Origin of the sequence: Kitasatospora sp. NPDC057936 (genome assembly GCF_042887525.1) — a bacterium.
Taxonomy (GTDB): Bacteria; Actinomycetota; Actinomycetes; order Streptomycetales; family Streptomycetaceae; genus Kitasatospora.
In genome coordinates this window covers 77,232-101,122 of the sequence record NZ_JBHVPD010000022.1, presented here as the reverse complement: position 1 = coordinate 101,122, position 23,891 = coordinate 77,232, and the positions used below count along the sequence as shown (strand labels likewise).

The window sequence follows — 23,891 nt, the reverse complement described above, 5'->3', positions numbered from 1 at the left end:
CGGTGGCGGGAGATCCCCGCCACCGCCCGTTCCGTCGTGCGGGGCCCGTCAGAACGCCGCCCCGGCCGGCCGGGGCTCGCCCATGAAGTGGACGATCTCCTCGTGGTTCGTGGAGCGCACCGCGTTCAGCGCGCCGCTGCGGTAGTAGAGGTCCAGGCAGGTCGGGTCCGGGCCGAGGTCCGGCTCCTGCCCGGCCCGCATCAGGGCCAGCGCCGCCGGGACGTTGTGGCTGAACGTCACCCCGGCCCGCCGGAAGTAGCCGCGGCCCGCCACCTCCTCGACCAGCGCCTCCTGGTCCGCCACGACCGGCTGGGTCAGCAGGTCGTAGCGGAACACCTCGTCCAGGAACGCCCGGTGCTCCGCGCCGAGCCGGGGGCTCACCGCCTCGCCCCACCAGCGTTCGAGCGCCGTGCGGCCCGCCTGCTCGGTGAACAGGTAGCCGATCGCCGCCGCGTAGGCGGGGGCGCCGCCGCCGTGCGCCCGCGCGGCCGCCTCGCGCAGCGGCGCGGCCTCGGGGGCCGGGGTGGTGTCGATCCAGTCGGCCAGGCTGTCGAGGACCTCGGACTGGGTCCACCCGGCCAGCCGCCGCAGCGGCAGCCAGCAGTGCCGCAGCACGGCGTTCTCGGCCACCACCCGCGCCCAGAACAGGAACCGCTGCATCCGGGCGTTGTCCTCGAAGGTCATGGTGCGGTGCGCCAGCACGTACTCGAAGTCGTCGTGGTCACCGCGCAGCGCGACGATCCCGTGGACCTCCTTCTGCTCGGAGTACTCCGTGTTGGGAAGCAGCATGATCGGGTAGACGGCGATCCGCGAGACGTGCTCGGCGAGTTCGTCGTAGCCGCGCAGGAAGGACTCGACGGTCTCGCCCGGTGCGCCCCAGATCAGCTCGGCGTAGCAGTCCAGGCCCTCGCGCCCGAGCCACTCGACGAGCTCCCGCCAGTCGTTGACCTTCATGTTGCGCCGGCGCATCGAGTCCAGGGCGTCCGGGCTGAGCGACTGCAGGGCGAGGGTGAACGAACTGCGCAGGCCGGCCTCCTTCATCCGCCGCACGATCTCGTAGAACACCTTCGACTTGTTCTTCGCCCAGGAGGTCTCGAAGGCCCGGGGAAATCCCAGCCGGCGATTGATGGAAATGAGGTCCTCGACCAGTTCGAGGTCGATCGGCAGCATCCCGAAGTTCGCGTCGCAGGCCACCACGGTGTGCACGCCGAGTTTGCCGAAGAGTTCGAGTTCGGCGCGCAGCCGCTCGCGCGAGAAGGCCCGCACGCGCTGGCCGACGGCGCCGCCCCAGTAGCAGAAGGCGCATTTGTACGGGCAGCCCCGGTTGGTCTCGATCAGGGCGACGTCGTAACGGAAGTTCCCGGCCTCGTCGAGCAGGTCGATCGCGCCGGTCAGGAAGGGCGAGGGAATGATATCGAGGTTCTCGATCCGGGGCCGGTCCGGCGTGGTCACGACGGTGCCGTCGGGGCGCCGGAACGATATCCCGGCGATGTCGTCGAGCTCGTGCCGGGAGCGGCCGTCGCGGCGGGCCCTGACCAGCTCGGGGAAGGTCAGCTCGCCCTCGCCGTTGACGATCACGTCGACCTCCGGGTGGAGCCGGAACACCCGCTCCGCCTGGCCGCTGACGTGCGTGCCGCCGAACACCGTCCAGCCGTCGGGCTGCAGTTGGCGGTAGGTCGCGGCGAGCGCCCCGAAGGCCCGCACGTTCCAGCCCAGGACGGAGAAGCCGACGAGGTCGGGGAGCTCCTCGCGGAACAGCCGGTGGGCCATCTCCCCGTGCGTCACGCGGCCCCGGAAGTTGCAGATCTCGACCGCCGTCCCGGACCGGAGTCCGGGGTCCTCCAGAATCATCGCCTTCAGGTATCCGGAGGCCAGCGGCATGGATTCCAGCGGCATGTCCCAGACGCCCTGCTGAACGAGTGCCACCCTGAGCTGAGGACCATGCATTCAGCGCTCCAATTCTCCACGTCGAATGGTTCGGGAGAAAGTCTGACGGTCCACGGAGGAAGGGTAAAGCGGCGTTTGACCGGAACGCGGACAGCGGGCGCCGGAAATGCCTATCATGCCGTCCATGGCAAAATATCGATGGCTGGTGGAGATATCCGGGCAGGACTCCGCCGCGACGGTGCTGTACGCGTTCCCGCACGCCGGTGCGGGCGCCGCCGCGGTCAAGCCGCTGTGCCGGGGGCTGGGCGACGCCTGCCGGGCGGTGGCGGTGCGGCTGCCCGGGCGCGAGTCGCGGATGGACGAGGAGCCGTACACCGAGCTCGGCCCCCTGTGCGACGGCCTCGCCGAGCAGGTCGCCGCGCACGCCGACGGGCGCCGGGTGGTGTTCTACGGCCACTGCGGCGGCGCGGTGTTCGCCTACGAGACGGCCCGCCGGCTGCCCCCGGGACTGCTGTCGGGGCTGGTCCTCTCGGCCCAGCAGGCGCCGGACCGGATCCCCCCGGTGCACACCTGGCGGCTGCCCGACGACGAGTTCCTGGCCCAGGTGGCGCGGGACGGCTACCTGCCCGAGGCGGTCCTCGGCCAGCCCGAGCTGCGGGAGCTGGTCCTGCCCGCGCTGCGGGCCGACTACGAGGCCATCGAGCGGCACGAGTTCGCGGTCGACCCGATCGGGGCGCCGGTGCTCGCGCTGCTCGGCGAGGCGGACCACTCGGTGGCGGAGGAGGACGTGGCGGCCTGGTCGCGCTTCACCACCGGCGGGTTCCGGCTCGGCCTGCTGCCCGGCGGGCACAACCTGCTGCTGGAGGACCCGGGCGCGGTGGCGGCCGTGCTGCGGGCCGAACTCGGCTGAGGAGCGCAGGTGGTGGGCCGGTCATGCGCGCCGGGTGCCCGCTGTGCCGCCCACCACCCGCCCGCCCAGCGTGCCCGCCGCGAAGGCCTCCCACATCGGCCGTCGCCGGGGCTTGCCGCTGGACGTGCGGCGGATCAGCCCGGACGGACCGGCCACCACCACGACCTCGGCGCCGTCGAGCCCGCGCCGCAGCCGCTCGACGGCCGTCGCCACCCAGGCCCCCTCCCGGCCCTCGACCACCGCCACGGCGGTGTCGACGCCGTCGAGGGCGCCCAGCAGCACGGCCGGGCGGCGGTGCCGCAGCTCCGCGACGCCCGCCAGCACCGCCTCCAGGTCCTCGGCGAAGACGGTGCGGGCCCGCTGCTTCAGGCTGTCCCCGAGGCGGCCGAGGACGTAGAGCCGGCCCTCGTGCAGGAAGCCGCTGTCCCCGGTGCGGAGCCCGGTGGGGTCGAAGGCGGCGGCTCCGAGGTAGCCGTCGGCGATCGAGGACCCGGCGCAGACGATCTCGCCGACCCGGCCCGGCGGCAGCTCCTCGCCCCGGTGGCCGACGATGCGGATCCGGCCGTCCGGCAGCAGCGGGCTTCCGCAGCCGACGAGTTCGAGGCGTCGGTCCGGTGGGGTGCCGGCACCGGCTGGCCGGATCGGGTCCCCCGTCCGCAGCGCGCTCCGGTCCACTCGCAGGGTGGTCGGCTCCTCGGCCAGCGGCACGCCGGTGACGGCCAGGGTGGCCTCGGCGAGTCCGTAGGCCGGCAGCATCGACGCGGCGCGGAACCCGTGCGGCGCGAGCAGCTCCACGAAGCCGGACAGGATGGCCGGATCGATCCGCTCGGCACCGGTGATGACCGCCCGCCACCGCCCGAAGTCCAGCCCCGCCAGCGCCTCCGGCCGGACCCTGCGCAGCACGTGGGCCAGCCCGAACGCGGGCGCCGCCGTGAGCCGCGCGCCGTGCTCGCCGAAGCAGCGCAGCCAGGCGAGCGGCGAGCGGACGAAGTCCTCCGGGCGCAGCACCCACAGGTCGGCGCCGGTGGTGACCGGGGTGAGCAGGCAGCCGACGAGCCCCATGTCGTGGTGGAACGGCAGCCATGTGGCGGTGGGGTCGTCCGGCCCCATGCGCAGCCACTGCCGGACGGCGGCCAGGTTCGCCTCCAGGGCCCGCGCGGAGACCACGACCGCGCGGGCCGGCCCGCTGGAGCCGGAGGTGAACTGGACGAGCGCGGTCGCGGGCGTCCCCACAGGAGCAGCGTCGGCGGCGCACCCGTCGGGCCATGCGGCGGCGAGGTCGAGCACGGGGGCGGCGGTGGTGGGCGGACCGAGGCCCGCCGTTTCGGCGCCGGTCAGAATCACCGCCGGTCGCAGGACGGCGAGTCGGGCCGTCAGCCCGTCGCGGTAGGCGGCGTCGTCCTGGAAGGTCGCCGGCGGCGCGAGCGGCGCGGGTACCGCTCCGCACAGCAGCGCGCCGAAGAAGGCCGCGACGAACTCCGGCCCGGAGCCGAGCACCAGGGCCACCGCCCGGCCGGGCCGCACGCCGGCCACCCGCAGCCGCCGGGCCACCGCGTGGGCGGCGCCCGCCAGTTCGGGGTACGGGTGCCGCATCCAGGTGCCGTCCGGCCGGAGGAAGCGGATGCCGCGGTCCGGGTCCGGTGCGTCCAGCCAGTCGAGCAGCCCGCGCGCCGTCACCGGGTGCCCTGGGCGGTGCGGGGGAGGAGCTCGTCCAGGCGGCGGGCCCCGGCGAAGACGCCGAGCAGCCGGCCGGCCGCGACCGGGTCCTCCCTCGCCTGCCGCACGGCCGTGGTCAGGTGCTCGTCCGCCCCGGTCAGCGCGGCCTGGCGGCACGCGAACTCGAACATCGCGGCGGAGCCCGCGTCCCGCCGGGCCTGGTAGCGGGCGAGGGCGCGGTCCGGCGGCAGCTTCCCGGTGAGGGCGTCGTGCAGGGCGGCGGCGAGGTTCTCGGCGTCGGTGAAGGCGTCGGAGATGCCGCGGGCGGCGATCGGGTCCTTGTGGTGGCCGGCGTCGCCGGCCAGGGCCCAGCCGGGGCCGTGCGACTGGCGGTAGTAGTTGCGCAGGCCTGCGGCGCCGCGCACCGGGCCGGCGAGGCGGGCCGCGGCGATCCGTCCGGCGGCGCCGGGGAAGCCCGCGAGCGCGTCGAGGTAGCCGCGCCGCCGGTCGCGCCCCCAGGCGCGGAACGCCTCGCGGCGCAGGCTGAGCGCGACGACGGTGCGGCCCTCGTGGGTGGGCCACATGGACAGGCCGCTGCCCGGCCGGAAGTGCGCCTCGACGCCGTCCACCGCAAGCCCGGTCCAGTAGGCGTAGGCGGTCGCGGCGAGCGGGCCGCGGTCGACGAGCACCGGGGCGTCGACGGCGCGGGCGACGGTCGAGTTGCGGCCGTCGGCCCCGACCACGACCCTCGCCCGGACGGTGAACCGGCCGCCGTCCGCGGTCCCGGCGAGCACGCCGCTGACGGGACCGCCGTCCGCCTCGCGCAGCACGTCCAGCACGGTGACGCCCTCGCGCAGTTCGGCCCCGGCCGCCCGGGCCGCGTCGGCGAGCAGCCGGTCCAGGACGGTGCGGCGCGGCGCGTAGGTGACGGCCGGGCCGGTGGCCGCGTCGTCGGAGGTCGGCGCGCCGCTCAGGGCGAGGCCGCCGAAGTCCAGGCTGATCCGCTCCAGGGGCGGGCAGCCGGTGTCGGCTAGGGCGTCCAACAGGCCCCAGCGGGCGAGCCGTTCGATCCCGGGCCGCTGCACCCAGTGGGTGGACATGGTGTCGCTGGGGAAGCGGTCGCGCTCCAGCACCAGGACCCGGTGGCCCTGCCGGGCGAGCAGCATGGCCAGCGGGGAGCCGGTGCAGCGGGCGCCGACCACGACCACGTCGACCTCGGTTCCGGGGGACGGCGGCTGCGCCGCGGCGGTGTTCAACTGACGCTCGTCCGCGCTTGAACCGGCCCGGCGGCCCGCGGTGCGTCGCCCCGCTGGAGGCTGTCGGCCAGCGACTGGAGGATCCCGGCGCAGCCGTGGCTGAGCTCGACCACCGACACCAGGCAGTGCGCGGGCAGGCGTTGGGCGATCTCCTGCTGCTCGCGGACCACCGCGTGGCAGGCGTCGAACATCCGCAGCAGCGTGCGGCCCGTCTCGTTGAAGCGCAGGGACGGGTCCTTGCGCAGCCGGTCGAACAGCCCGGCCAACTCGGCCGGGGACTTGGGCTCCTGGCGCTGCGCCGCGGGCTCGCGCGGCGGTGCGTTCCGCTCGGCGCCGCCGCCTCGGCGCCGGGCCGGCACCGGGTCCTCGCCGCGGCGCAGCCGGTCGCGCACGTCGGCCGCGGTGGCCGGGGAGATGCCGGCCTCCCTGGCTATCTGGCGCAGCGAGGCCTGGGGGTTGCTGGCGATCAGTTCGACGGCGCGTTCCCGCCCCTGGGAGCAGTCCAGCGGCCGGGAACGGCCGTCGCGGCCGATCCGGCTGGTGAGCTTGGGCAGGTGGGAGACCTGCTCCTGGCGCAGCTCGGCGACCTTCTTGGCGGACAGCCCGGCGACGGAGGCGACCATCCGGTCCGACCAGGCGGGGTGGGTGGCGAAGATCCGCCGGGCCGCCGAGCTGCGGTCGGCCAGCGAGAGCGGCAGCCCGTGCTTGATGTTGGCGGCCACCGAGAGCAGGAAGACGTCGGCCTCGCTGCCCTGGAAGAAGCGGACCTCGATCTCCTGCTGGCCGCGCAGCTCCGCGGCCCGCAGCCGGTGCATGCCGTCGACCACCCGCATCGACGGCTGGTGCACCAGGATCGGCGGGTGGGTGGCGTCGGAGGCGGCGAGCAGCCGCACGTGCTCGCCGTCCTCGCCCTCCAGTCTGGGCGAGTCGGCGTCGAGGAGCACCCGGATCGGCACGACGGTGACGGCGGACCGCTGCAGCTTGTCGTGCCGGAGCGACAGCAGCAGTGAGGTGGGATCGCCGACGTGACAGAAAGGCTGAGTCGTGCTCATCTCGACGCTACTCCCCGTGTGTGACGGAACCGTTGTCCGGGAACGCGCGCCTGGGTCGGCTCAGGCGGTAACGTTCCCGAAGTCGTTGAGGTTCAGCGGATTTTCCAATTTCTGGGGCGACCCGTGGATCGGCGCCCGCCGAGCGTCCGCATCCCGTTGTCGCCCCCCGTCAATGTTCCTGACAATGCGTGATTTAGCTGCGAACAGTCAAGGGCTCCGACGGCCCCGGGACAATTCCCGGCCCCGGGTGTGAGGCGGGCCGCGGCCGGGTAGGCAATCCTGTTCCCGGGCGCCGGGGGCGCCGGCGGCGGACGAATCAACGGAAAGCTTCGGTCAATTCCAAAGCGACGTCGGCGTGGTTCGCGCCGATCGGGTGCGCGGTGTGCTCGCGGCCGTGGGGCGCCGCCGTGGCGGCGGGCGCGCGGCCCGGTCCGTCGCGCCCGCAGCGGGCCTCAAGCGCCCTGTGGGACGTCAAGATGCCCGTGTGACAGGGCTGGTGGCGGAATCCCGCCACTGGCGTCGACCCGCCGCCGAAGCGTCGGGATCCGGTCGGGGCGGCCCGGCGCCCGTACATGGCCGGCTGCGAATGTGCGTGCGAATCCTCATGAGAATGCGCGCACGGCGGAGGGCGGCGGTGTGCAGGCCGCGCGCAGCCACGGCCGGGTGTACGTGCGGATGCGTGTGCGAATAGCGGGTGCGCGGCCACCGTCGACTTCCCCCGGAAATCCGCCTAGGGTGCGAAGCGGGTCGAACTCCGGCCGTTCCGTTCGAGTTCATCCATTGATTTCCCGCGCTATTCCACGGCGTGAATCCTCGAAATGTCCTCAGGGAGCAGCATGGTCCTGCACGTGCGGCATGTCGGTCTGGGCGTACCGGATCTCCGGAGCGCCGCGGAATTCTACGAGAATCGCTGGCAACTGGAGGTCGTCGAACGCGACGGCGACCGGATCTATTTCGGTGCGGGCTGCCCCGAGAGCCACGTGCTCCGGCTACGCGCCACCGACGAGCCGAGGGTCGACCTGATCGCGCTCGCGGCCGAGTCGGCGGCCGAGGTGGACCGCGTCGCCGCGCGGGTGGCCGCCCACCCGCGCGGCCGGCTGCTCGGCGAGCCCGGCCCGCGCCAGGACCTCGGCGGGGGCCACGCGGTGCGGTTCCTGGACTGCGACGGCCGGACGGTCGAGGTCTCCGCCGACGTGGCGGGGCGGGTGTTCACACCCGTGACCGCGAGCGAGACCCGCCCCAAGGGGATTGGCCACGTCGTGCTCAACACGCCCGATATCCAGGTGGCGCGCGAGTTCTACGAGACGGTCATGGGATTCCGGGTGACCGACTGGGTCGAGGACGTGATGTGCTTTCTGCGCACCGGCCCGGTGCACCACACCATCGCCTTCACCCGCGCCCCGCACACCTCGCTCAACCACGTGGCTTTCGAGGTCCGCGGACTCGACGAGTTCATGCGGGCCACCGGCGCGCTGATGCGCTCGGGCATTGCCCCGGTCTGGGGGCCGGGACGGCACGGCGTCGGGCAGAACACCTTCTCCTATTTCCAGGAGCCGTCCTCCGGTTTCGTACTGGAGTACACCACCGCCGCCCAGGTGATCGACGAGGAGCACGGCTGGACCCCGAAGGTCTATCCGGCCAACGCCCAGACCACCGACGTCTGGGGCACCGCCAACGCGCGCGACGAACTCGTCTCCGCGACCCTGATCGGCCGCCCCGACCCCGGCACCTGGACGCCCCCGCCGGTGTGACGGCACGCCCGTGGGGCCGGGCGCTCCTGCGGCGCCCGGCCCCACGGCGGTGCTCGCGCCCCCGTCAGCGCACGTCCAGGCCGCCGTCCGGGCGGAGCACCTCGCCCGTCATCCCGTGCGCGTCGTCCGAGGCCAGGAAGCGGTACAGCGGCGCCAGTTGCGCGGGCGTCAGCACCACGCGCAGCGGATTGAAGTCCCGGATCACCGCGCTGATCCCGTCCGGATCGCCGAACACCTCCGCGGACCCCTCCGGCCCCACCGCCGCGCGCAGCCCCGTCACCACGCCGCCCGGGGCCACCGCGTTCACCCGCACCCGGGGCGCGAGGTCCGCCGCCAGGTGCCGGACCAGCCCGACCGCGGCGTGCTTGGCCATCGCGTAGGCGACCCCCGAACCGTTGCCGCGCACCACGTACGAGGCGTCGGACAGCGTGAACACCATCGCGCCGCGCCGCTCCAGCAGAGGCTCCGCCGCCGCCCGGGCCGCCAGCAGGTAGCCCACCGCGTCCACGTCCAGCACCCGCCGCGCCAGCTCGGCCAGTTCGGCGGCCGGCCGGTCGCGCAGCCCGACCCCGCCGTCGTGGATCCCGGCGTTGCCCACCAGCACGTCCAGCCCGCCGTGCGCCTCCACCGCGGTGCGCACCGCCCGCTCGTTGTCCGCCGCGCTGCGCACGTCCCCGAGCACCAGGGCGGCCCCGTCGGGCAGCGGCTCCCGGGGCTCCTCCCGGTCCAGCACCACCACCCGGTGCCCGTGCCGCACCAGGTCCTCCACCACCGCCCGCCCGATCCCCGAGACCCCACCGGTCACCAGGGCCACCCGGACCCCACTCTGCTGTCCCACCACGGAGAACTCCCCAGGTCCGCACCGATCCGACCCGGCAACGAGTACACCGCCCCCGCACCCGCCCACCACCCCCGCCCCGAACGCCCCACCCGCGTTCAACCGCCCCCCGTCAGCACTCGAACACCCCGCCCACCCCGAGCCGTTGATCCACCCCCGGACGGCCCGCTAGCCTCGCGTGGGCCGTGTTCGTTCGCCCGGACCGCCGGCTGCTCCGGCGATCGATCGCTGACCGGCGTGGGCGGGACCGGGTCAGGTGCGCGCCCCGCGGGGGACGACGAAGTCGCGGAGGCGGGCCGAGTCCAACTCGTCCCACGCACCGGCGATTTCCAGTACCGCGAGGCCGCTGGTCGGGTACTTCTCCCGGACGCGGTCGAGGGCCTCGCCGCCCGGGTCGGCGGCGAGGCCGAGGATCAGGTCCTCCAGGGCCGGGTTGTGGCCGACGAGGAGGACGGTCGTCGCGTCGCGGGGCTGTTCCCGCAGGACCTCGACGAGGTCGTCGGCGTCCGCGGTGTACACCCGGGGGTCGACCGTCGCGGAGGGTGCACCCGGCAGCTCGGCGGCCGCCAGGTCCCACGTCTCGCGCGCCCGCCGCGCCGGCGAGCACACGACCACGTCCGGCAGCAGCCCCCGGTCGCGCAGCCATCGGCCCGCCTCGGGCGCGTCGCGCCGCCCGCGCGGGCCCAGCGGGCGCTTCTCGTCGGGCACGTCCGCCGGCCACGCGGACTTCGCGTGGCGCAGCACGATCAGCGTGCGGGGCGGCGGGGGCGTGGTCGTGTCGCTCATGCCTCCACGCTGCCACAGACCGGCCCGGCGCGACCCTCGGCTACGGGCGGATCCAGCAGCAGAGGTGCTGCTCCCGCGCGACGGCCCGCCACGCGAGCTCGTCACCGCCGGCGGCGTAGTAGCCGAAGAGAACACCCATGCGCCCGATCATGGCACCCGGCACCGACAGTGCTCTCCGCAGGCGGCTGGTCGGCCCGCGGAGAGCACCCTGTCGGTCGCTGGTCCGTCAGACCGGGAGGGACCAGTACTGGTTGGCCTGGTGGCTGCCGCAGGTCCAGAGTTCCAGTGCGGTGCCGGAGGCGGTGGCGCCGCCCGTCACGTCGAGGCAGAGGCCGGAGTCGGTGAGGGTGCCGTCCGGGGCCGGGGTCCACTGCTGGAGGGCGCTGCCGGTGCAGGTGGCGAGGACCGCCCGGCTGCCGGCCGACGGGCCGGTGGCGGTGAGGCACTTGCCGAGGGTGCGGACGGTGCCGTCGGCGGTCCTGGTCCAGCGCTGGTTGGCGTTGCCGGTGCAGTCGTAGAGGATCACCGGGGTGCCGTCCGCGGTGCCGCTGGCGGTGTCGTCCATGCACTTGGCGCCGTTGCCGGTGACCTGGCCGGTCGGGACGGCGGGGGCGCAGCCGGTGCCGGGGGTGAGCCGCCAGACGGCGGTGCCGTGGGCCGGGACGGTCTGGCTCAGGGTGGTGGAGACGGCCGAAGTCCGGCCGGTCCAGAGGTCCTTGGCCGTCGCCGTGCAGCCGGGCAGGCCGATGGTCGCCAGTGGGACGGTGAGGGTCTGCGCGCTGTTCGAGCGGTTCAGCACCGCGACCGCGCGGTCCCCGCCGGCCAGCGGCCGGGCCAGCACGTCGGCGGCGGAGGTGCTGGACACCACGCCCGCCTGCCGGCCGAGCGGGTCCTGGTCGACGGCGATCAGGTCGGTGTCGCCGAGCGCGCCCAGCCCCGCGGGGGTGAGCTGGGAGACGTCGGAGGAGAGGATCAGCGGGGCGGCCATCATCGACCAGAGGGCGACCTGGCTGCGCGCCTCGTCGTCGGTCAGGCCGCCGTCGCCGGCGATGAGGAAGTCGGGGTCGTTCCAGTTGCCGGGGGAGGCGAAGGAGCCGATCCAGCGGTTGTAGCCGTAGTTGCCGAGCACGCTGGACCAGCGGCTCGCGGCGGGGTGGGCGGCGTCGTAGGTCGCGATGTCGTAGCCCTCGCGCCAGAGCTGGCCGTCCTGGCCGACCCAGGAGAGCACGTCGTACCAGTTCCGGTCGCCCCACTCGCCGCTCTGGAAGTAGGCGGGCGCGGACTCGGAGAACACGATGTCGCGGCCGGCGGACCGGAGGGCGGCGGACTGGGCGTCGTAGGCCTGGCGGTAGGCCTGTTCCTGGGTCTGGCCGGCGGCGACCCGGAGGTTGCAGCCGTCCAGCTTGAGGTAGTCGACGCCCCACGCGGCGAAGGTGGCGGCGTCCTGCGCGAAGTGGTCGGGTTCGCCGTTCGCGCCGGTGCCGCTGCCGGGGTAGCCGCCGCAGGTGCTGGAGCCGGCGTCCTCGTAGATGCCGAACCCGAGGCCGCGGGTGTGGAGGTAGGAGCCGAGCCAGGCCATGCCGTGGGGGAACTTGGCCGGATCGGCGGTGAGGCTGCCGCTCGCGTCCCGGGCGGTGGACATCCAGCAGTCGTCCACGGTGACGGTGGTGTAGCCCTTGGCGGCGAGGCCGGTGGAGACCAGGGCGTCCGCGTTGGCGGTGACGGTCCGTTCGTCGATGCCGCACTGGTAGTGGGCCCAGTCGTTCCAGCCCATCGGCGGGGTGACGGCGAGCGCCCGGCCGGCGCCGGAGGTGGCGGTGGGGGAGGCGGTGGGGGTGGAGGTGGGGGAGGCGTGGGCGGTCGTGGCGGTCGTGGCGGTCAACGGCAGGGCGAGCAGCGCGGCTGACAGTGCGCCGGCCGCGAGTCTGCGCCGGGACGTGCGGAAGGGCCTGCGGAAGGCCGTCCGGAAGGACGTGCGTAAGGGCTGCATGGCGGACTCCTGGCGTCGGGGCTGTGGAGGAGTGCGCAACCAGTGCACTGTGCCTGCTCATTGACGTCAATAAGAGCGACAGAATTTGCAACTCTGAGCATTTGCAGTGCAAGTGGCGACAGGCCCCTGTAGGGCGGAAGTCGCCACCCGTTACAGTGGATCTTGTACGGAGCATGCGGGGAGGCGTTCCCCGAACCCACGGGGAGGGCCCTCACGATGACCGTCGCCGTCTGGGAGGCCGTACGCCGGCGCCCCGACCGCTTCCTCCGGTCCCTGTGGCCGCTGCGCGCATGGGCGTTCCTGCTGAGCGGCACGGTCCTCGGTCTCCTGCTGCTCGTCGTCCTCGCGCTGCTGCTGGCCGTGGGGCTGGGGCTGTCCGTGGTCGGGGTGGGCCTGCTGGTCCTGGCGGCCGTCCCGGTGGCGGGGATCCCGGTGGCCGCCCTTGAGCGCCGCCGGCTGCGGATCGTGGAGCCGGTGCCGCTGCCCGACCCGCACGCCTCGCTCCCCGGGGCCGGCGCGTGGCCGTGGCTGCGGACCCGGCTCAAGGAGCGCGCCACCTGGCGGGAGCTGTCCTACGCCCTGCTGCACGCCGTCGTGTTCACGGCGGCGGGCCTCGGCTTCACCGCCCTCCTCGCGTTCTCGGCGATGCTGCTGGTCACCCCCGTGATCGTGTGGGCGATCGCCCCCGACACGGTGATGCTGATCCCTGGGCGGTCGATCTCCGACCCGGTCGGCGGTCTGCCCGGCACGGCGGCGGGGCTCGTCGGCCTGGTGCTGGCCGCGTACGCGGGCGGGCTGCTCGCCGGGGCGCAGGTCAAGGCGGCCCAACTCCTCCTCTCCGCGCGGGAGGAGGACCTCGGCAGGCGGATCATCGAGCTGACCCGCTCCCGGGCCCGGCTGGTCGACGCGTTCGAGGCCGAGCGGCGGCGCATCGAGCGCGATCTGCACGACGGCGCCCAGCAGCAGCTCGTCGCCCTGACCATGACCCTGGGACTGGCCGAACTGGAGCTGCGCGGGCAGGAGTCGGCCGCGCTGCCGCTGATCGCCCGGGCCCGCGGGGAGGCCCGCCAGGCGCTGGAGCAGCTGCGCAGCCTGGTCCGTGACATCCACCCGCAGGTGCTGACCGACCACGGCCTGGCGGCGGCCGTGGAGGAACTCGCCCTGCGCAACCCCGTTCCTGTCACGGTCGACATCGACCTGCCGCGCCGGCTGCCCGCCCCGGTGGAGAGCACGGCGTACTTCACCGTCACCGAGGCCCTGGCCAACGCGGCCAAGCACAGCGGCGCCGCGGCGGTCACCGTCCGCGGCCGCCTGGTGGGCGACCGGCTCGTCCTGGAGGTCGGCGACGACGGACGCGGCGGCGCCGACCCGTCCGCCGGGTCCGGGCTGCAAGGCCTGGCCGACCGGGTGGCGATCCTGAAGGGGAGGCTCATCGTGACCAGTCCCGTCGGCGGACCGACCCGGCTGCGGGTGGAGGTGCCGTGCTCCGCGTAGTGCTCGCCGAGGACGCCGTCCTGCTCCGGGCCGGGCTGGTGGAGGTGCTCACCCGGGTGGGCCACGAGGTGGTGGCCGCCGTCGGCGACGCCGCCGAGCTGGCGCGCGCGGTGGACGCGGACCGTCCCGACGTCGTCCTCACCGACGTCCGGATGCCGCCGGACTTCCGCGACGAGGGGCTGCGCGCCGCGCTGGAGCTGCGCGCCAGGCACCCCGGCCTGCCGGTGCTGGTGCTCTCCCAGTACGTGGCGACCGCCTACGCCAAGCAGCTGTTCACCGGCCCGGCGGCGGACGGGGGCGGCTTCGGCTACCTGCTCAAGGACCGGGTCGGGGAGGTCGCCGAGTTCCTCGACGCGCTGGACCGCGTCGCCGGCGGGCAGACCGTCGTCGACCCGGAGGTGATCCGGGTGCTGCTGAAGGCCTCCGACGGGCCGCTGCAGCGGCTGACACCGCGCGAGCGCGAGGTGCTCGGGCTGATGGCGGAGGGCCTCAACAACCAGGCCGTGGCCCGGCGGCTGACGGTCACCGAGGCGTCCGTGGTCAAGCACGCGAGCAACATCTTCATGAAGCTCGACCTCGACCCGAGCGAGGGGAACCGGCGGGTGCTCGCCGTCCTTGCCTACCTGCGAGGACACGGCCAGTGACGGTGATCGGCAGGTCCGGGTCCAGCAAGCGGCTCAGCCGCTGCGCCGAGCCCTCCCAGGTCCAGTGCCGGGCCACCCACTCGCGGCCCGCTGCGCCGCGTCGCTCCCGCTCCTCCGGCGAGGTCAGCGTCTCGGCGAGGGCGGCGGCGACGGCGGCCGGGGAGCGGCCGTCGACCACCCGGCCGGTGACGCCGTCCAGGACCGTGTCCGGGGCGCCGCCGGAGTCGCCGACGACGACCGGCAGCCCGGCGGCGGACGCCTCCAGGAAGACGATGCCCAGGCCCTCCGCCTCCAGCCCGGCCCTCCGGGTGCGGCAGGGCATGGCGAACACGTCGGCGGCGGCGTAGTAGCCGGCGGTCGTGACGTGGTCGAGCCCGCCGGTGAACACCACCCTCCCCGGCGCGCACCGTGCGGCGAGCCGGCGCAGCCGGGCCGCGTCCGGCCCCTGGCCGACGATCACGAGGACCGCGTCCGGCACCCGCCGCAGGATCGCGGGCATCGCCCTGATCAGCACGTCCTGCCCCTTGCGGGGCACCAGCCGCGCGACGCACAGGATCACGCTGCGGCCCGCGAGCCGGTGCCGCGCGCGTATCCGCTCGGCGCCCTTGTCGTCCGGGTGGGCGGGCCGGAAGGCCTCGGCGTCGACGCCCGGGACGAGCCGCTCCAGGCGGGCGTGCGGGCCGAGGGCGGGGGCGATGCGGCTGCGGGTGTACTCGCCGAGGTAGGTCACGACGTCGACGTGGTCACCGACGTGGCGCAGCAGGCGCCGCGCCCCCGGTGTGCGGGCCCACCAGATCTCGTGGCCGTGCGTGGTGGCCACCGTCCGGCGGATGCCGCCGCGCCGCAGGTCGCGGGCCATGGCGGCGAGCGGGGCGGCGGCCCCGAACCACACCCGGTCCGCGCCGTGCTCCCGGGCGATGGCCAGGGCCCGTCGGGTGACGCGCGGGGTGGGCAGCAGCATGCGCGAGGGGTCCCGTACGACGGGGAAGGGCAGCGTGGCGTCGTACCGGTCCGCGCCGGGTTCGCGCGAGGTGTACACCACCACGTCGTGGCCGGGCATCCGCATCGCCATCGCGTGGACGAAGGTCTCGATGCCGCCCTGGCGGGGCGGGAAGTCGTTGGTGACGATCAGGGTGGTCATGCGGGGACGTCCTTGAGTGCGGCGGGGAGTACCCGCGTGCCGGAGACGAGGGCGGGCGCGGAGAGCGGGCGGGTGGCCGCGGCGGCCCGCGCCCAGCAGGCGAGCAGCACCGGCAGGGCGAGGTAGCCGAAACGCCCGGCGGGGGCGAGCAGGAACGCGGCGGAGAGCCCGAGGGCGAGCCGGTCGGCCGCGCCCACCAGGTGGCCGGGCGGCCGCAGCACGAGCGAGACACCGATCGCGAGTCCGGCGGCCAGCAGCAGGCCGCCGGCCGCGTACCACCCGGCCGGCCCCAGGTCGGCGAGCAGCCGCCCGGGGAGCGGACTGCTCGCCGGGGTCGCGAACTCCCCGCGGCCCGTGGGGAAGGCGAAGACCTGCTCGGCCATGGCCCGTGGGGAGAGCAGGACTCCGGGCAGGACGGCCACGGCCGTTCCGGCCAGCGTGGTGACGGCGCCGCGGACGGCGGCCCGCAGCCCGGCCCGGTGGGCGAGCAGCGCGAACACGACGCAAACGGCGGGCCAGGCCGTCCACTTCAGCGAGCACGCGGCGGCCAGGGCCAGCCCGGCCGCGACCGGGCGATTCCGGGACGCGAACGCGAGGGCCAGGCACAGCAGTCCGGCGAGGGGCAGGTCCACACCGCTGACGGCGAGGGGCAGGGCGATCACCGGGGAGGCGACGAGGGCCCCGAGGACGGTCCGCGGCGCACCGCCCGTCGCCGGTGTGACGGCCCGGGACGCACCGCCCGCCCCCGGTGTGACGACCCGTCCGCCTGCCCACAGGCAGCCGAGCAGCACCGCCGCGCACCACGGCCGGGCGTCGCCGAGCACGCGGGCGACCGGCCCGTCGCCGCCGAGGACCGCCCTCGGGAGCCCCAGCAGGGCCATGCCGGGCAGGTACGGGGTCACCTCCACGACCGAGCGCGGATCGTCGAGGTACGGCGTCGCGTGCTCCACCAGGAGCCGCCCGGAACGTTCGATCACCTCGACCTCGCTCTGCGCCGCGCCGGTCGCCAGCAGGTACAGCAGTGGCGCGACCACGGCCCCGGCCAGCGCTACACCCACCGCGACGGCACGGGTCCGGTCCCGGTCCGGTCCGGTGGAGACGGCGGCCGCCACGAGGTAGCCGGCCGCGGCGAACGCGCCCCAGACCCGGTGGGTGTCCAGGGCGGAGACGGCGGCGACGGCCGCCGCCCACCCGGCGGCGGCGAGCCAGCCGACCGTCCACAACAGCCGTCGGTTCCACCGGAGATGGGGTTTGACCTGGGGAATCAGCACCCGTCCATTCCACCGAGCCGGAGCCCGGCGGTCATGACGGCCAGGTGGAGACCTGACGGTCGGGTTTTCCCTACCGCATGTCCCTACCGCACGTCCCTGCCGGGGGCCGCGGCTCCAGCCCTCCGGACCGGCATCCCCAAAACCCTGTGTGCACGTCAACACGCTCCGTACACTGGGCCGTTGCCGAGGAGCCTCGGCCGTGTACCAGCGGAGGTGACGTGTGGTTGGCGGGCAGGCGGTGCCGGACCCGGACGAGGCGTACGACCTCGCGGACTTCATCGACGCCCTCGGGCGGCTGCGGTCGTGGGCGGGCGCGCCGTCGTACCGGGAGCTGGCGAGGTCGGTGGGCCGGCTGCTGCCCGTGCCGCAGCCGGTGGCCGCGTCCACGGTGGTCGACGTCTTCCGGCCGAAGCGCCGCCGCCTGGACTTCGACCTGGTGGTCGCGATCGTCCGCGCGCTCGGCCTGCCGGACGACGAGGCCGACCGGTGGCGCCGCGCGTGCGTGCGCGTGCACGGGGAGGCCGGGGCGGGCGGGCCGGACGCGGTCCTGCGCCACCTGCCCGCGGACCTCGCGACGTTCACCGGCCGCGCCCGCGAGGTGAACGCGCTCATCGCGGCCGTGCCGGACACCCCCGGGGGCGCCCCGACGGTCGTCATCTCGGCGATCGAGGGCATGGGCGGCGTCGGCAAGACCACGCTGGCCGTGCACGTCGCCCGCCGCCTCGTCGCCGCCGGGCGGTACGCCGGGATCCAGCTGTACGCGAACCTGCGCGGCTTCGACCCCGACCACCCGCCCGCGGAGCCGGCCGAGCTCCTGGGCGGCTTCCTGCGCCGGCTGGGCGTCCCCCCGAAGCAGGTGCCGGACGGCCTCGACGAGCGCGCGGCGATGTACCGCGACCGGATGTCCGACCGGGACGCCCTGGTGCTGCTCGACAACGCGGCCGACGAGAAGCAGGTGCGGGCCCTGATCCCGGCGAGCCCCAGGTGCCTGGTCCTGGTCACCAGCCGGCGCAGCCTCACCGCGCTCGACGGCGCCGCGCTCTTCCCGCTCGACGTGTACAGCCGTGACGAGGGGACGGCCCTGCTGGCGCGGATCACCGGCGCCGGACGCGTCGCCGCCGAGCCCGCGGCCGCCGGGGAGGTCGTCGAGCTGTGTGGATACCTGCCGCTCGCCGTCGCCCTGGCCGCCGGACGCCTGCGCTCACGGCCCGCCTGGAGCCTGGCCGACCTGGCGGACGCGCTGCGCGGGCAGGCCCCGGACGCGATCGGGTCGGGCAGCAGGACGCTGCGGCCCGTCTTCGACCTCTCCTACCGCGGACTGCCGGGCCAGGCGCAGCGCGTGCTGCGCCTGCTGGGCCGCCACCCCGGCGTCGACTACACCGTCCCGGCCGTCGCGGCCATGGCGGACCTCCCGGAGCCGGACGCGGAGGCGCTGCTGGAACTGCTCCAGGACGAGCACCTGCTCCAGCAGAAGACCTACGGCCGGTACGAACTGCACGACCTGCTGCGCAGCTACGCGGCCGAGGCCGCGGCCCGGGAGCCGGGCGCCGACGGCGACGCGGCGGTGGAACGCCTCGGCCGGTGGTTCCTGCACTCCGCGTACAACGCGGCCAAGGCCGTCGACACCCCCGACCTCCCGTTCCCCACCAGGCCCAGCGAGCACGGCCCGGCGACGTTCGACTCCTACGACGAGGCGCTGGCCTGGTTCGACCGCGAGTGGCACAACCTGACCGCCGTCCAGCTCGCGGCCCGGGACCTCGGGCTCCACGACACCGTCTGGCAGCTGGCCGTCGCGCGGAAGTTCGTCGCCGCGCTGCGCAACCACCTGCCGGACTCCGCCGCCGGGCACGAGCTCGCGGTGGAGGCCGCCAGGGCGCTCGGCGACCGGGCGGTGGAGGCCCGCGTCACCGGCGGGCTGGGCCTGGCGTACCGGATGCTGGGGCGGCTGGAGGACGCGGAGCGGTGCTACGGCGCGGCGAGCGCGATCCTGCGGGAACTCGGCGACTGGGTGCGGATGGGACCGCTCCTGCTCAACATCGCGGGCGTGCACCAGTTCCGCGAGGACTACCCGAAGGCCCTGGCGGTGTACGAGGAATCGCTGGAGGTGTTCGAGAAGTCCGGGGCGATCGGGGGCCGCGCGACCGCCCGGCTGAGCCTCGGCACCGTCCACCAGACGCTGGGCGACCTCGACGAGGCCGAGCGCTACTTCCTCCTCGCGCTGGAGGACAACCGGACGGTGGCCGCAGCCGTCCAGGCCGACAGCACCAAGGTCGGCAACCGGCGCGGCCTGGCCATCCTGCTCGGCCACCTGGCCACGGTGCACGCGGCCCGGGGCGAGGCCGCGCGGGCGGTCGGCGGCTACCGGGAGCAGATCGAGCTCCTGCGCTTCCTCGGCGACAAGCAGCTCCTCGCCGAAGCCGTGCGCTCATTGGGCGAGGCGCAGCTCGCGGCCGGCGACGGGACGGCGGCGCGGGAGGCGTGGACCGAGGCGCTGGCCCTCTTCGAGGACCTCGGCGACGGCGAGCAGGCCGCGGCGGTCCGGGAGCGGCTCGGGGGCGGCTGAACCCCGGGCCGGGGCGCGGAGGGCCTCCGCGCCCCGGCCGCGCGCCGGCCCGCCCTGCCGCCGGGTACGCGGCTCACGTACGCGGCCCGGGTGGTCAGGCCGGGTGGTGGTCGGGGACGGCGTTCAGCTCGATGCCGTGTTCGAGCAGGGCCTTCATCGCGCACAGGGCGGTGGTGAAACCGCCGACGGTGTCGTTCACCCAGCGGACGGTGTCGTCCCCCGAGCCCCGGAAGCCGGTCTCGGTGGCCTCGACGAAGGTGGCCTGCGCCGTGCGCGGGGTGAACCTCAGCTCGACCGTGGTCGGCTGCTCGTAGTTGCCCCACTCGAACCGGATCAGACGTCCCTCCCGCACCTCCTGGACGCGGACGTCGGCCGATGCCCCGTAGGTCTCCCACTCCCAGCGCACCTCGGCTCCCGCGACCATCGGCCCGCTGCTCTTGCTGAACCAGAACCGGGACGTGACGGCCGGATCGGCGAAGGCCTGGAACGCCTCCGTCGCGGGCTTGCGCACCACCATGCACGCGTACGCGGCAGGGGCGTGGGTGAGCTGTCGGTTCTCCGTGGACATGATCATGCTCCTCTCCGGGGTCGCGTCGGGTGGACGTGACCCGTCAGGGCTCGTTTAGGGCGTTTCCTGTTCCGCCGCTTCGGCGAGGTGTTTGATGTGCGCCAGCCGCCGGTCCCAGTCGGCGGCGAGCGAGGCCATCCACCGCGCCGTCGCGTCGAGCGCCGCGGGCCGCACCGTGTAGCGCACCTCGCGCCCGACGCGGCCACCGGTCACCAGCCCGGCGGCGTCCAGGACGGCGAGGTGTTTGACCACGGCCTGGCGCGAGACGGGAAGGTGCCGGGCGAGCGTCGTCGCGGTGGCCTGGCCCTGCGCGGCGAGCAGTTCGAGCAGCCGGCGCCGCGTCGGGTCGGCGAGGGCCGCGAGGACGGTGTCGACCGCCTCTGCGGCGCCGGCGATGCCGGCGGGTTCGTCGGTCACGCGGAGGGCTGTTCGGGTGACTGTTCGGACGGCTGTTCGGACGGCTGGGCGGATGGCTGTTCGGCGCGCGTCCTGAGCGCGTCGAGCTCCTGGCGCCAGCCGCCGGTGTTGTCCTCGACCGCCTTGCCGCGCAGTGCCTCGGACCCGACCAGTTTCGCGAACCCGCTCTCGACCACGCGCAGCCGCGTCTTGCCGCCCTCCGGCGTCAGCGTGAACTCCACGAGGGTGCTGTTGTCCTCGCGCAGTTCTTCTCCGGGGAACGCGCTGGCCCAGCGGTAGGCCAGGTAGGTCGGCGGTTCGACCTTCTCCACCCGCACCGCGAAGTCGCCGTACTCCGGGTTCCTCGCCACCACTTCCTCGCCTTCCCTGGCCGCGGTGCCGGGCAGGCTCGCCTTGTCGGCCACCCAGAAACCGGGCTCGGCCACCAGCGACCAGACCCGCTCAAGGGAGGCTTCGATCAGGGTTTCGCGTTCGATCCGGTCCTCGCTCATGAGGGGGCTCCCGTTCATCGGCGGCATTGGACGCAACTCCAGAGTTGCATGCCGCCCCCCTGGGTGCAACCTGAGAGTTGCGGCTCGGTGGGGTCCGGGCCCGCCGGGCCACGGGAGGAGTCGCCCGGTCGGTCGGGACCTCAGCGCCCCCGGCCGGCGAGGACGCGGAACGTGCGCGCGTGCGGCGGCAGCGGGCGGCCGCGCCGCCACGTGAGGCCGACGGAGCGGTAGGCGTCGGCGGCGGTGAGCGGGACCGCTTCGACCCCCGGGTGGCCGGTCGCGGCCCGGGCCGGGACGAGGGCCGTCCCCTGACCGGCGGCGACCAGGTCCAGGATTCCGGCGACGGTGTCCGTCTCCGCCGCGACGGGCGCTGTCAGGCCGGACCGGTGGAAGACGGCGCAGGTGACCTCGCGCAGCCCGACGTCCTGGCGCATGATCACGAAGCGCCCGTCGGTCAGCTCGGACAGGCCCACCCCGGTGCGTCCGGCCAGCGGGTGCCCGGGCGGGACGGCGAGCACCAGCCGCTCCTCGGCGAGCGGCAGCCAGCCGTACCCGGGCAGGGACGGCTGCGGACTCGTGACCGCGAGGTCGACCGCGCCGCCGGCCAGCAGGTCGAGCACGCCGGCCGCCGAGCCCTCGCGCACGTCGACGGCGTGGCCGGGCGCGTGCTTCCGGTAGGCCGTGAGGAGCTCCGGCAGCAGCCAGGCGCCCAACGAGTGCGCACAGGCCAGGCGCAGCGGTTCGGCCGGCGCCGGGAGCAGCGCCGAGATCCGGTCCTGTGCCGACTCCAGCTCGTCGAGCGCGCGCTGGGCGTGCCGCCGGTACACCCGGCCCGCCTGGTTGAGCCGCAGCCGGTTGCGGTCGCGGTCGAACAGGGGCGTGCCGAGGCGCCGTTCGAGCCGGACGATCGCGCGGGAGAGCGTCGGCTGGGTGGTGCCGACGAGCGCGGCCGCATCGGTGACGTGCTCGGTCTCGGCGACGGCCAGGAACCAGCGCAGCTCTTCCGCGATCATCCCGCCATTATGCGCGCGGCGCATGGTCCGCCGTCGCGGACGGCATTTCCGTTCCCCGCGGCCCTCGGCGAGGCTCGCCACCAACAGCCCGCCCCGCGACGGAGGTTCACCACCATGTCCGACCCGACCGCCCTCGGCGCCGACCAGCGCCTCGCCCTCGCCGACCGCTTCCGCCTCGGCCTCACCACGGCCGACTGGGACCTGATCCGCTCGCTGCTCACCGACGACGTCGTGTGGACGCTGCCCGGCGACAACACCGTCTCCGGCACCGTCCGCGGCGCCGCCGCCGTGATCGAGCGGATCCGGCTGATCGCCTCGTACGGCGTGCACTTCGACTTCCGGCACACCCTGCTCAGCCGCGACAACCTCGCCCTGTCCCTGCACAACACCGCCGAGCGCGACGGGCGAGTGCTCGACGAGCACCTGGCCACGGTGTGCTTCCTGCGCGGGGAGCGGATCGGCGCGATCGAGACCTACGTCTCGGACGTGCCGGGCATGAACGCGTTCTTCGTCTGACGGCGCTCTTCGCGACTCCGCACGTCGCCTGGGCAGGACGCACGTCGTGGCGGCCCGGCTCCCGTCGATACACCGGAGCGCCGCGGCACCTGCGGCTGCGCGTGCCCGTCCCGGACCGCCTCGACGCCCTGCCCGCCGCCGGGGCGGCCGCCCTCAAGGCGTACGCGAGTGGCCGCAGCGCCATGACGGAGCAGTACGACCAGGTGAACCGGCACTGGGCGGACAACTCGGCGGTGCTGCACCGGCTCTGGTCCCGGGCCCCCTCAGCCCGTCGGCTGCCAGGTGCGCGCCCACACGGCCGCCGCGGCGACGGAGACGGCGGCGATCGCGTAGAGGACGGCGTGCAGGCCGCCGGTAGAGGGGTGGGCGGTCGTGATCAGGCTGCCGAAGGCGGCGACGCCGAGGGCGGATCCGGATTGGCGGGCGGTGTTGAGCGCGGCCGCGGCGATGCCCGTGCGGGCCTTGTCGACGGTGCCGAGGGCGGGGGCGGTGGCGGCCGGGGAGATGAAGCCGCCGGCCAGCCCGATCGCCACCATCGGTGCCGCCGCGTGCCAGTAGGGCGAGGTGGGGGAGGCAGCGAGCAGGGTCAGTGCCCCGGCCGCGTAGGCACCGAAGGCCGCGCACATGGACCAGCGCGGGCCGAGCAGCCGCGCCACCCGGGCGGAGCCGAAGCCTCCGACCGCGACGGTCGCGGTGAGCGGCAGCAGCGCCAGCCCGGCCCGGAGGGGCGAATAGCCGCGCACCTGCTGGAAGTAGAGGCCGCAGACGAACAGCAGGCCGTAGAAGACCAGCGCCGAGGCCGCGGAGACGACGGCCGAGCCCGCGAAGACGCGGCTGCGGAACAGCGACAGCGGGAGCATCGGGTGCGGGCTGCGGACCTCCGCGACGACGAACGCCACGGCTGCTGCGGCGGACACCGCCAGGACGGCCAGGACCGCCACCGCGCTCCAGTCCCGCCCCTGGATGAGGGCGGCGATCGGCAGACCGAGCGTGACGGCGGCGGCCACCTGCCCGGCCACGTCCAGGCGTTGTGGCACGGGCTCTACGGCCCTCCCCGTGACGCTCCGCGCCAGCCACACCCCGGCGAGGCCGATCGGCAGGTTGACGAAGAAGACGCTGCGCCAGCCGAGCCAGGAGATCAGGCCGCCGCCGACCAGCGGCCCCGCGGCCATCGCGACGGCGCCGAGCGACATCCAGACCCCGATCGCCCGGGCCCGCGGTCCGGGCTCCGGATGGGCCTGGTCGATCAGCTTGAGCGCGGCCGGGACGAGGACGGCCGCGCCCGCGCCCTGCACCGCCCGTCCGGCGGCCAGCGCGGGGAAGGCGGCCGCCAGGCCGCAGCCGGCGGACGCGGCGGTGAACAGCAACAGGCCCGCCACGTAGGCCTGTTGGGCACCCCAACGGTCTGCGAGAGTGCCGCCGGTCAGGAGCAGGGCGGCGAAGGCGAGCGTGTAGGCGTTCACCACCCACTGCAACCCGTCGACGCCGACGCCGAGACTGCCGGAGACGCCCGGCAGCGCGACGTTCACGATCGACGCGTCCAGCAGGACGACGACGTAGGCGGCTCCCGTCGCGGCGAGCACGCGTCGCCGTACGCGGACGGGCGTCGGGGGAGCGAGCGGCACGGCCAGGACTCTCTGATTCATG

At 74.9% G+C, this 23,891-nt stretch carries 20 protein-coding genes; 6 read left to right on the top strand and 14 right to left on the bottom strand.

All coding sequences use genetic code 11. The features are described from left to right. Positions 1-48: 48 nt before the first annotated feature. Complete coding sequence (locus ACFVU9_RS14895; RefSeq protein WP_380448771.1) at positions 49-1,926, bottom strand: KedN5 family methylcobalamin-dependent radical SAM C-methyltransferase; 1,878 nt, start codon at positions 1,924-1,926, stop codon at positions 49-51. 145 nt (positions 1,927-2,071) lie between these two features. On the opposite strand from ACFVU9_RS14895, the gene ACFVU9_RS14890 reads away from it, so the two are divergent. Further along, positions 2,072-2,797 (top strand): thioesterase II family protein, encoded by a 726-nt coding sequence (locus ACFVU9_RS14890; RefSeq protein WP_380448769.1) that lies wholly within the window; start codon positions 2,072-2,074, stop codon positions 2,795-2,797. Between the two features lie 21 nt (positions 2,798-2,818). On the opposite strand, the gene ACFVU9_RS14885 is transcribed toward ACFVU9_RS14890, so the two are convergent. Genes ACFVU9_RS14885 through ACFVU9_RS14875 form a run of 3 tightly spaced genes read right to left on the bottom strand, consistent with a single transcriptional unit; the run spans position 2,819 to position 6,761 of the window. After that, positions 2,819-4,474 carry an AMP-binding protein gene (locus ACFVU9_RS14885; protein WP_387593531.1) on the bottom strand — a complete coding sequence of 552 codons (1,656 nt, stop codon included), beginning with the start codon at positions 4,472-4,474 and terminating at the stop codon, positions 2,819-2,821. Continuing rightward, entirely contained in the window at positions 4,471-5,709 is a 1,239-nt protein-coding gene (locus ACFVU9_RS14880; RefSeq protein ID WP_387593529.1) for an NAD(P)/FAD-dependent oxidoreductase, read from the bottom strand. The genes ACFVU9_RS14885 and ACFVU9_RS14880 overlap by 4 nt, the downstream gene beginning before the upstream one ends. Then, positions 5,706-6,761, bottom strand: coding sequence for a ParB N-terminal domain-containing protein (locus tag ACFVU9_RS14875; protein WP_380493835.1), 1,056 nt, complete (start codon positions 6,759-6,761; stop codon positions 5,706-5,708). The genes ACFVU9_RS14880 and ACFVU9_RS14875 overlap by 4 nt, the downstream gene beginning before the upstream one ends. A gap of 836 nt (positions 6,762-7,597) precedes the next feature. Here ACFVU9_RS14875 and ACFVU9_RS14870 point away from each other — a divergent pair. Beyond that, positions 7,598-8,512, top strand: a complete 915-nt coding sequence (locus ACFVU9_RS14870) for a VOC family protein (RefSeq protein WP_380493833.1) — start codon at positions 7,598-7,600, stop codon at positions 8,510-8,512. A gap of 64 nt (positions 8,513-8,576) precedes the next feature. Here ACFVU9_RS14870 and ACFVU9_RS14865 read toward each other — a convergent pair whose 3' ends face one another. From ACFVU9_RS14865 to ACFVU9_RS14855, 3 genes are all read right to left on the bottom strand, one after another. Next, a complete protein-coding gene (locus ACFVU9_RS14865) occupies positions 8,577-9,350 on the bottom strand; it encodes an SDR family oxidoreductase (RefSeq protein WP_380446449.1) in 774 nt (257 codons plus the stop codon). 252 nt (positions 9,351-9,602) lie between these two features. Then, on the bottom strand, positions 9,603-10,136 hold the full coding sequence (locus tag ACFVU9_RS14860; protein WP_387593527.1) for a SixA phosphatase family protein: 534 nt from the start codon (positions 10,134-10,136) through the stop codon (positions 9,603-9,605). Between the two features lie 226 nt (positions 10,137-10,362). Continuing rightward, entirely contained in the window at positions 10,363-12,126 is a 1,764-nt protein-coding gene (locus tag ACFVU9_RS14855; protein WP_387593525.1) for a ricin-type beta-trefoil lectin domain protein, read from the bottom strand. Positions 12,127-12,342: 216 nt separating this feature from the next. Between ACFVU9_RS14855 and ACFVU9_RS14850 the strand changes: the two genes are divergently transcribed. Both ACFVU9_RS14850 and ACFVU9_RS14845 read left to right on the top strand, forming a co-directional pair. Next, positions 12,343-13,620, top strand: coding sequence for a sensor histidine kinase (locus ACFVU9_RS14850; RefSeq protein ID WP_387593523.1), 1,278 nt, complete (start codon positions 12,343-12,345; stop codon positions 13,618-13,620). Further along, positions 13,608-14,264 (top strand): response regulator, encoded by a 657-nt coding sequence (locus ACFVU9_RS14845; RefSeq protein WP_387593521.1) that lies wholly within the window; start codon positions 13,608-13,610, stop codon positions 14,262-14,264. Before ACFVU9_RS14850 ends, ACFVU9_RS14845 begins: the two co-directional genes overlap by 13 nt. Here ACFVU9_RS14845 and ACFVU9_RS14840 read toward each other — a convergent pair. Further along, entirely contained in the window at positions 14,182-15,405 is a 1,224-nt protein-coding gene (locus ACFVU9_RS14840; protein WP_387593519.1) for a glycosyltransferase family 4 protein, read from the bottom strand. The genes ACFVU9_RS14845 and ACFVU9_RS14840 overlap by 83 nt on opposite strands. Further along, positions 15,402-16,676, bottom strand: coding sequence for a hypothetical protein (locus ACFVU9_RS14835; protein ID WP_387593518.1), 1,275 nt, complete (start codon positions 16,674-16,676; stop codon positions 15,402-15,404). Before ACFVU9_RS14835 ends, ACFVU9_RS14840 begins: the two co-directional genes overlap by 4 nt. Before the next feature lie 220 nt (positions 16,677-16,896). On the opposite strand from ACFVU9_RS14835, the gene ACFVU9_RS14830 reads away from it, so the two are divergent. Then, the gene (locus ACFVU9_RS14830) at positions 16,897-19,239 is read left to right on the top strand and encodes an ATP-binding protein (protein ID WP_387593516.1); all 2,343 of its coding nucleotides are present in this window, start codon (positions 16,897-16,899) and stop codon (positions 19,237-19,239) included. 94 nt (positions 19,240-19,333) lie between these two features. Here the strand turns inward: ACFVU9_RS14830 and ACFVU9_RS14825 are convergent, their stop codons facing one another. The 4 genes from ACFVU9_RS14825 to ACFVU9_RS14810 all read right to left on the bottom strand — a co-directional run bounded on the left by ACFVU9_RS14825 (position 19,334) and on the right by ACFVU9_RS14810 (position 21,728). Then, the gene (locus ACFVU9_RS14825; RefSeq protein ID WP_380493817.1) at positions 19,334-19,807 is read right to left on the bottom strand and encodes an SRPBCC family protein; all 474 of its coding nucleotides are present in this window, start codon (positions 19,805-19,807) and stop codon (positions 19,334-19,336) included. A gap of 54 nt (positions 19,808-19,861) precedes the next feature. Then, entirely contained in the window at positions 19,862-20,224 is a 363-nt protein-coding gene (locus ACFVU9_RS14820) for an ArsR/SmtB family transcription factor (protein ID WP_387593514.1), read from the bottom strand. Then, on the bottom strand, positions 20,221-20,715 hold the full coding sequence (locus tag ACFVU9_RS14815; RefSeq protein ID WP_387593535.1) for an SRPBCC domain-containing protein: 495 nt from the start codon (positions 20,713-20,715) through the stop codon (positions 20,221-20,223). Before ACFVU9_RS14815 ends, ACFVU9_RS14820 begins: the two co-directional genes overlap by 4 nt. A gap of 140 nt (positions 20,716-20,855) precedes the next feature. Further along, the gene (locus ACFVU9_RS14810) at positions 20,856-21,728 is read right to left on the bottom strand and encodes a LysR family transcriptional regulator (protein WP_387593512.1); all 873 of its coding nucleotides are present in this window, start codon (positions 21,726-21,728) and stop codon (positions 20,856-20,858) included. Positions 21,729-21,842: 114 nt separating this feature from the next. Here ACFVU9_RS14810 and ACFVU9_RS14805 point away from each other — a divergent pair, with 114 nt between their 5' ends. Continuing rightward, on the top strand, positions 21,843-22,244 hold the full coding sequence (locus tag ACFVU9_RS14805; protein WP_387593510.1) for a nuclear transport factor 2 family protein: 402 nt from the start codon (positions 21,843-21,845) through the stop codon (positions 22,242-22,244). A gap of 263 nt (positions 22,245-22,507) precedes the next feature. Here the strand turns inward: ACFVU9_RS14805 and ACFVU9_RS14800 are convergent, their stop codons facing one another. Continuing rightward, positions 22,508-23,890 (bottom strand): MFS transporter, encoded by a 1,383-nt coding sequence (locus ACFVU9_RS14800; protein WP_387593509.1) that lies wholly within the window; start codon positions 23,888-23,890, stop codon positions 22,508-22,510. Between the last annotated feature and the right edge of the window lies 1 nt (position 23,891).

Bases quoted from the DNA above. Each gene is read 5' to 3' on its own strand.
- ACFVU9_RS14890 (WP_380448769.1), top strand. From the start codon at position 2,072: ATGGCAAAATATCGATGGCTGGTGGAGATATCCGGGCAGGACTCCGCC.
- ACFVU9_RS14875 (WP_380493835.1), bottom strand. From the start codon at position 6,761: ATGAGCACGACTCAGCCTTTCTGTCACGTCGGCGATCCCACCTCACTG.
- ACFVU9_RS14870 (WP_380493833.1), top strand. From the start codon at position 7,598: ATGGTCCTGCACGTGCGGCATGTCGGTCTGGGCGTACCGGATCTCCGG.
- ACFVU9_RS14860 (WP_387593527.1), bottom strand. From the start codon at position 10,136: ATGAGCGACACGACCACGCCCCCGCCGCCCCGCACGCTGATCGTGCTG.
- ACFVU9_RS14855 (WP_387593525.1), bottom strand. From the start codon at position 12,126: ATGCAGCCCTTACGCACGTCCTTCCGGACGGCCTTCCGCAGGCCCTTC.
- ACFVU9_RS14850 (WP_387593523.1), top strand. From the start codon at position 12,343: ATGACCGTCGCCGTCTGGGAGGCCGTACGCCGGCGCCCCGACCGCTTC.
- ACFVU9_RS14840 (WP_387593519.1), bottom strand. From the start codon at position 15,405: ATGACCACCCTGATCGTCACCAACGACTTCCCGCCCCGCCAGGGCGGC.
- ACFVU9_RS14825 (WP_380493817.1), bottom strand. From the start codon at position 19,807: ATGTCCACGGAGAACCGACAGCTCACCCACGCCCCTGCCGCGTACGCG.
- ACFVU9_RS14815 (WP_387593535.1), bottom strand. From the start codon at position 20,715: ATGAGCGAGGACCGGATCGAACGCGAAACCCTGATCGAAGCCTCCCTT.
- ACFVU9_RS14810 (WP_387593512.1), bottom strand. From the start codon at position 21,728: ATGATCGCGGAAGAGCTGCGCTGGTTCCTGGCCGTCGCCGAGACCGAG.
- ACFVU9_RS14805 (WP_387593510.1), top strand. From the start codon at position 21,843: ATGTCCGACCCGACCGCCCTCGGCGCCGACCAGCGCCTCGCCCTCGCC.
- ACFVU9_RS14800 (WP_387593509.1), bottom strand. From the start codon at position 23,890: ATGAATCAGAGAGTCCTGGCCGTGCCGCTCGCTCCCCCGACGCCCGTC.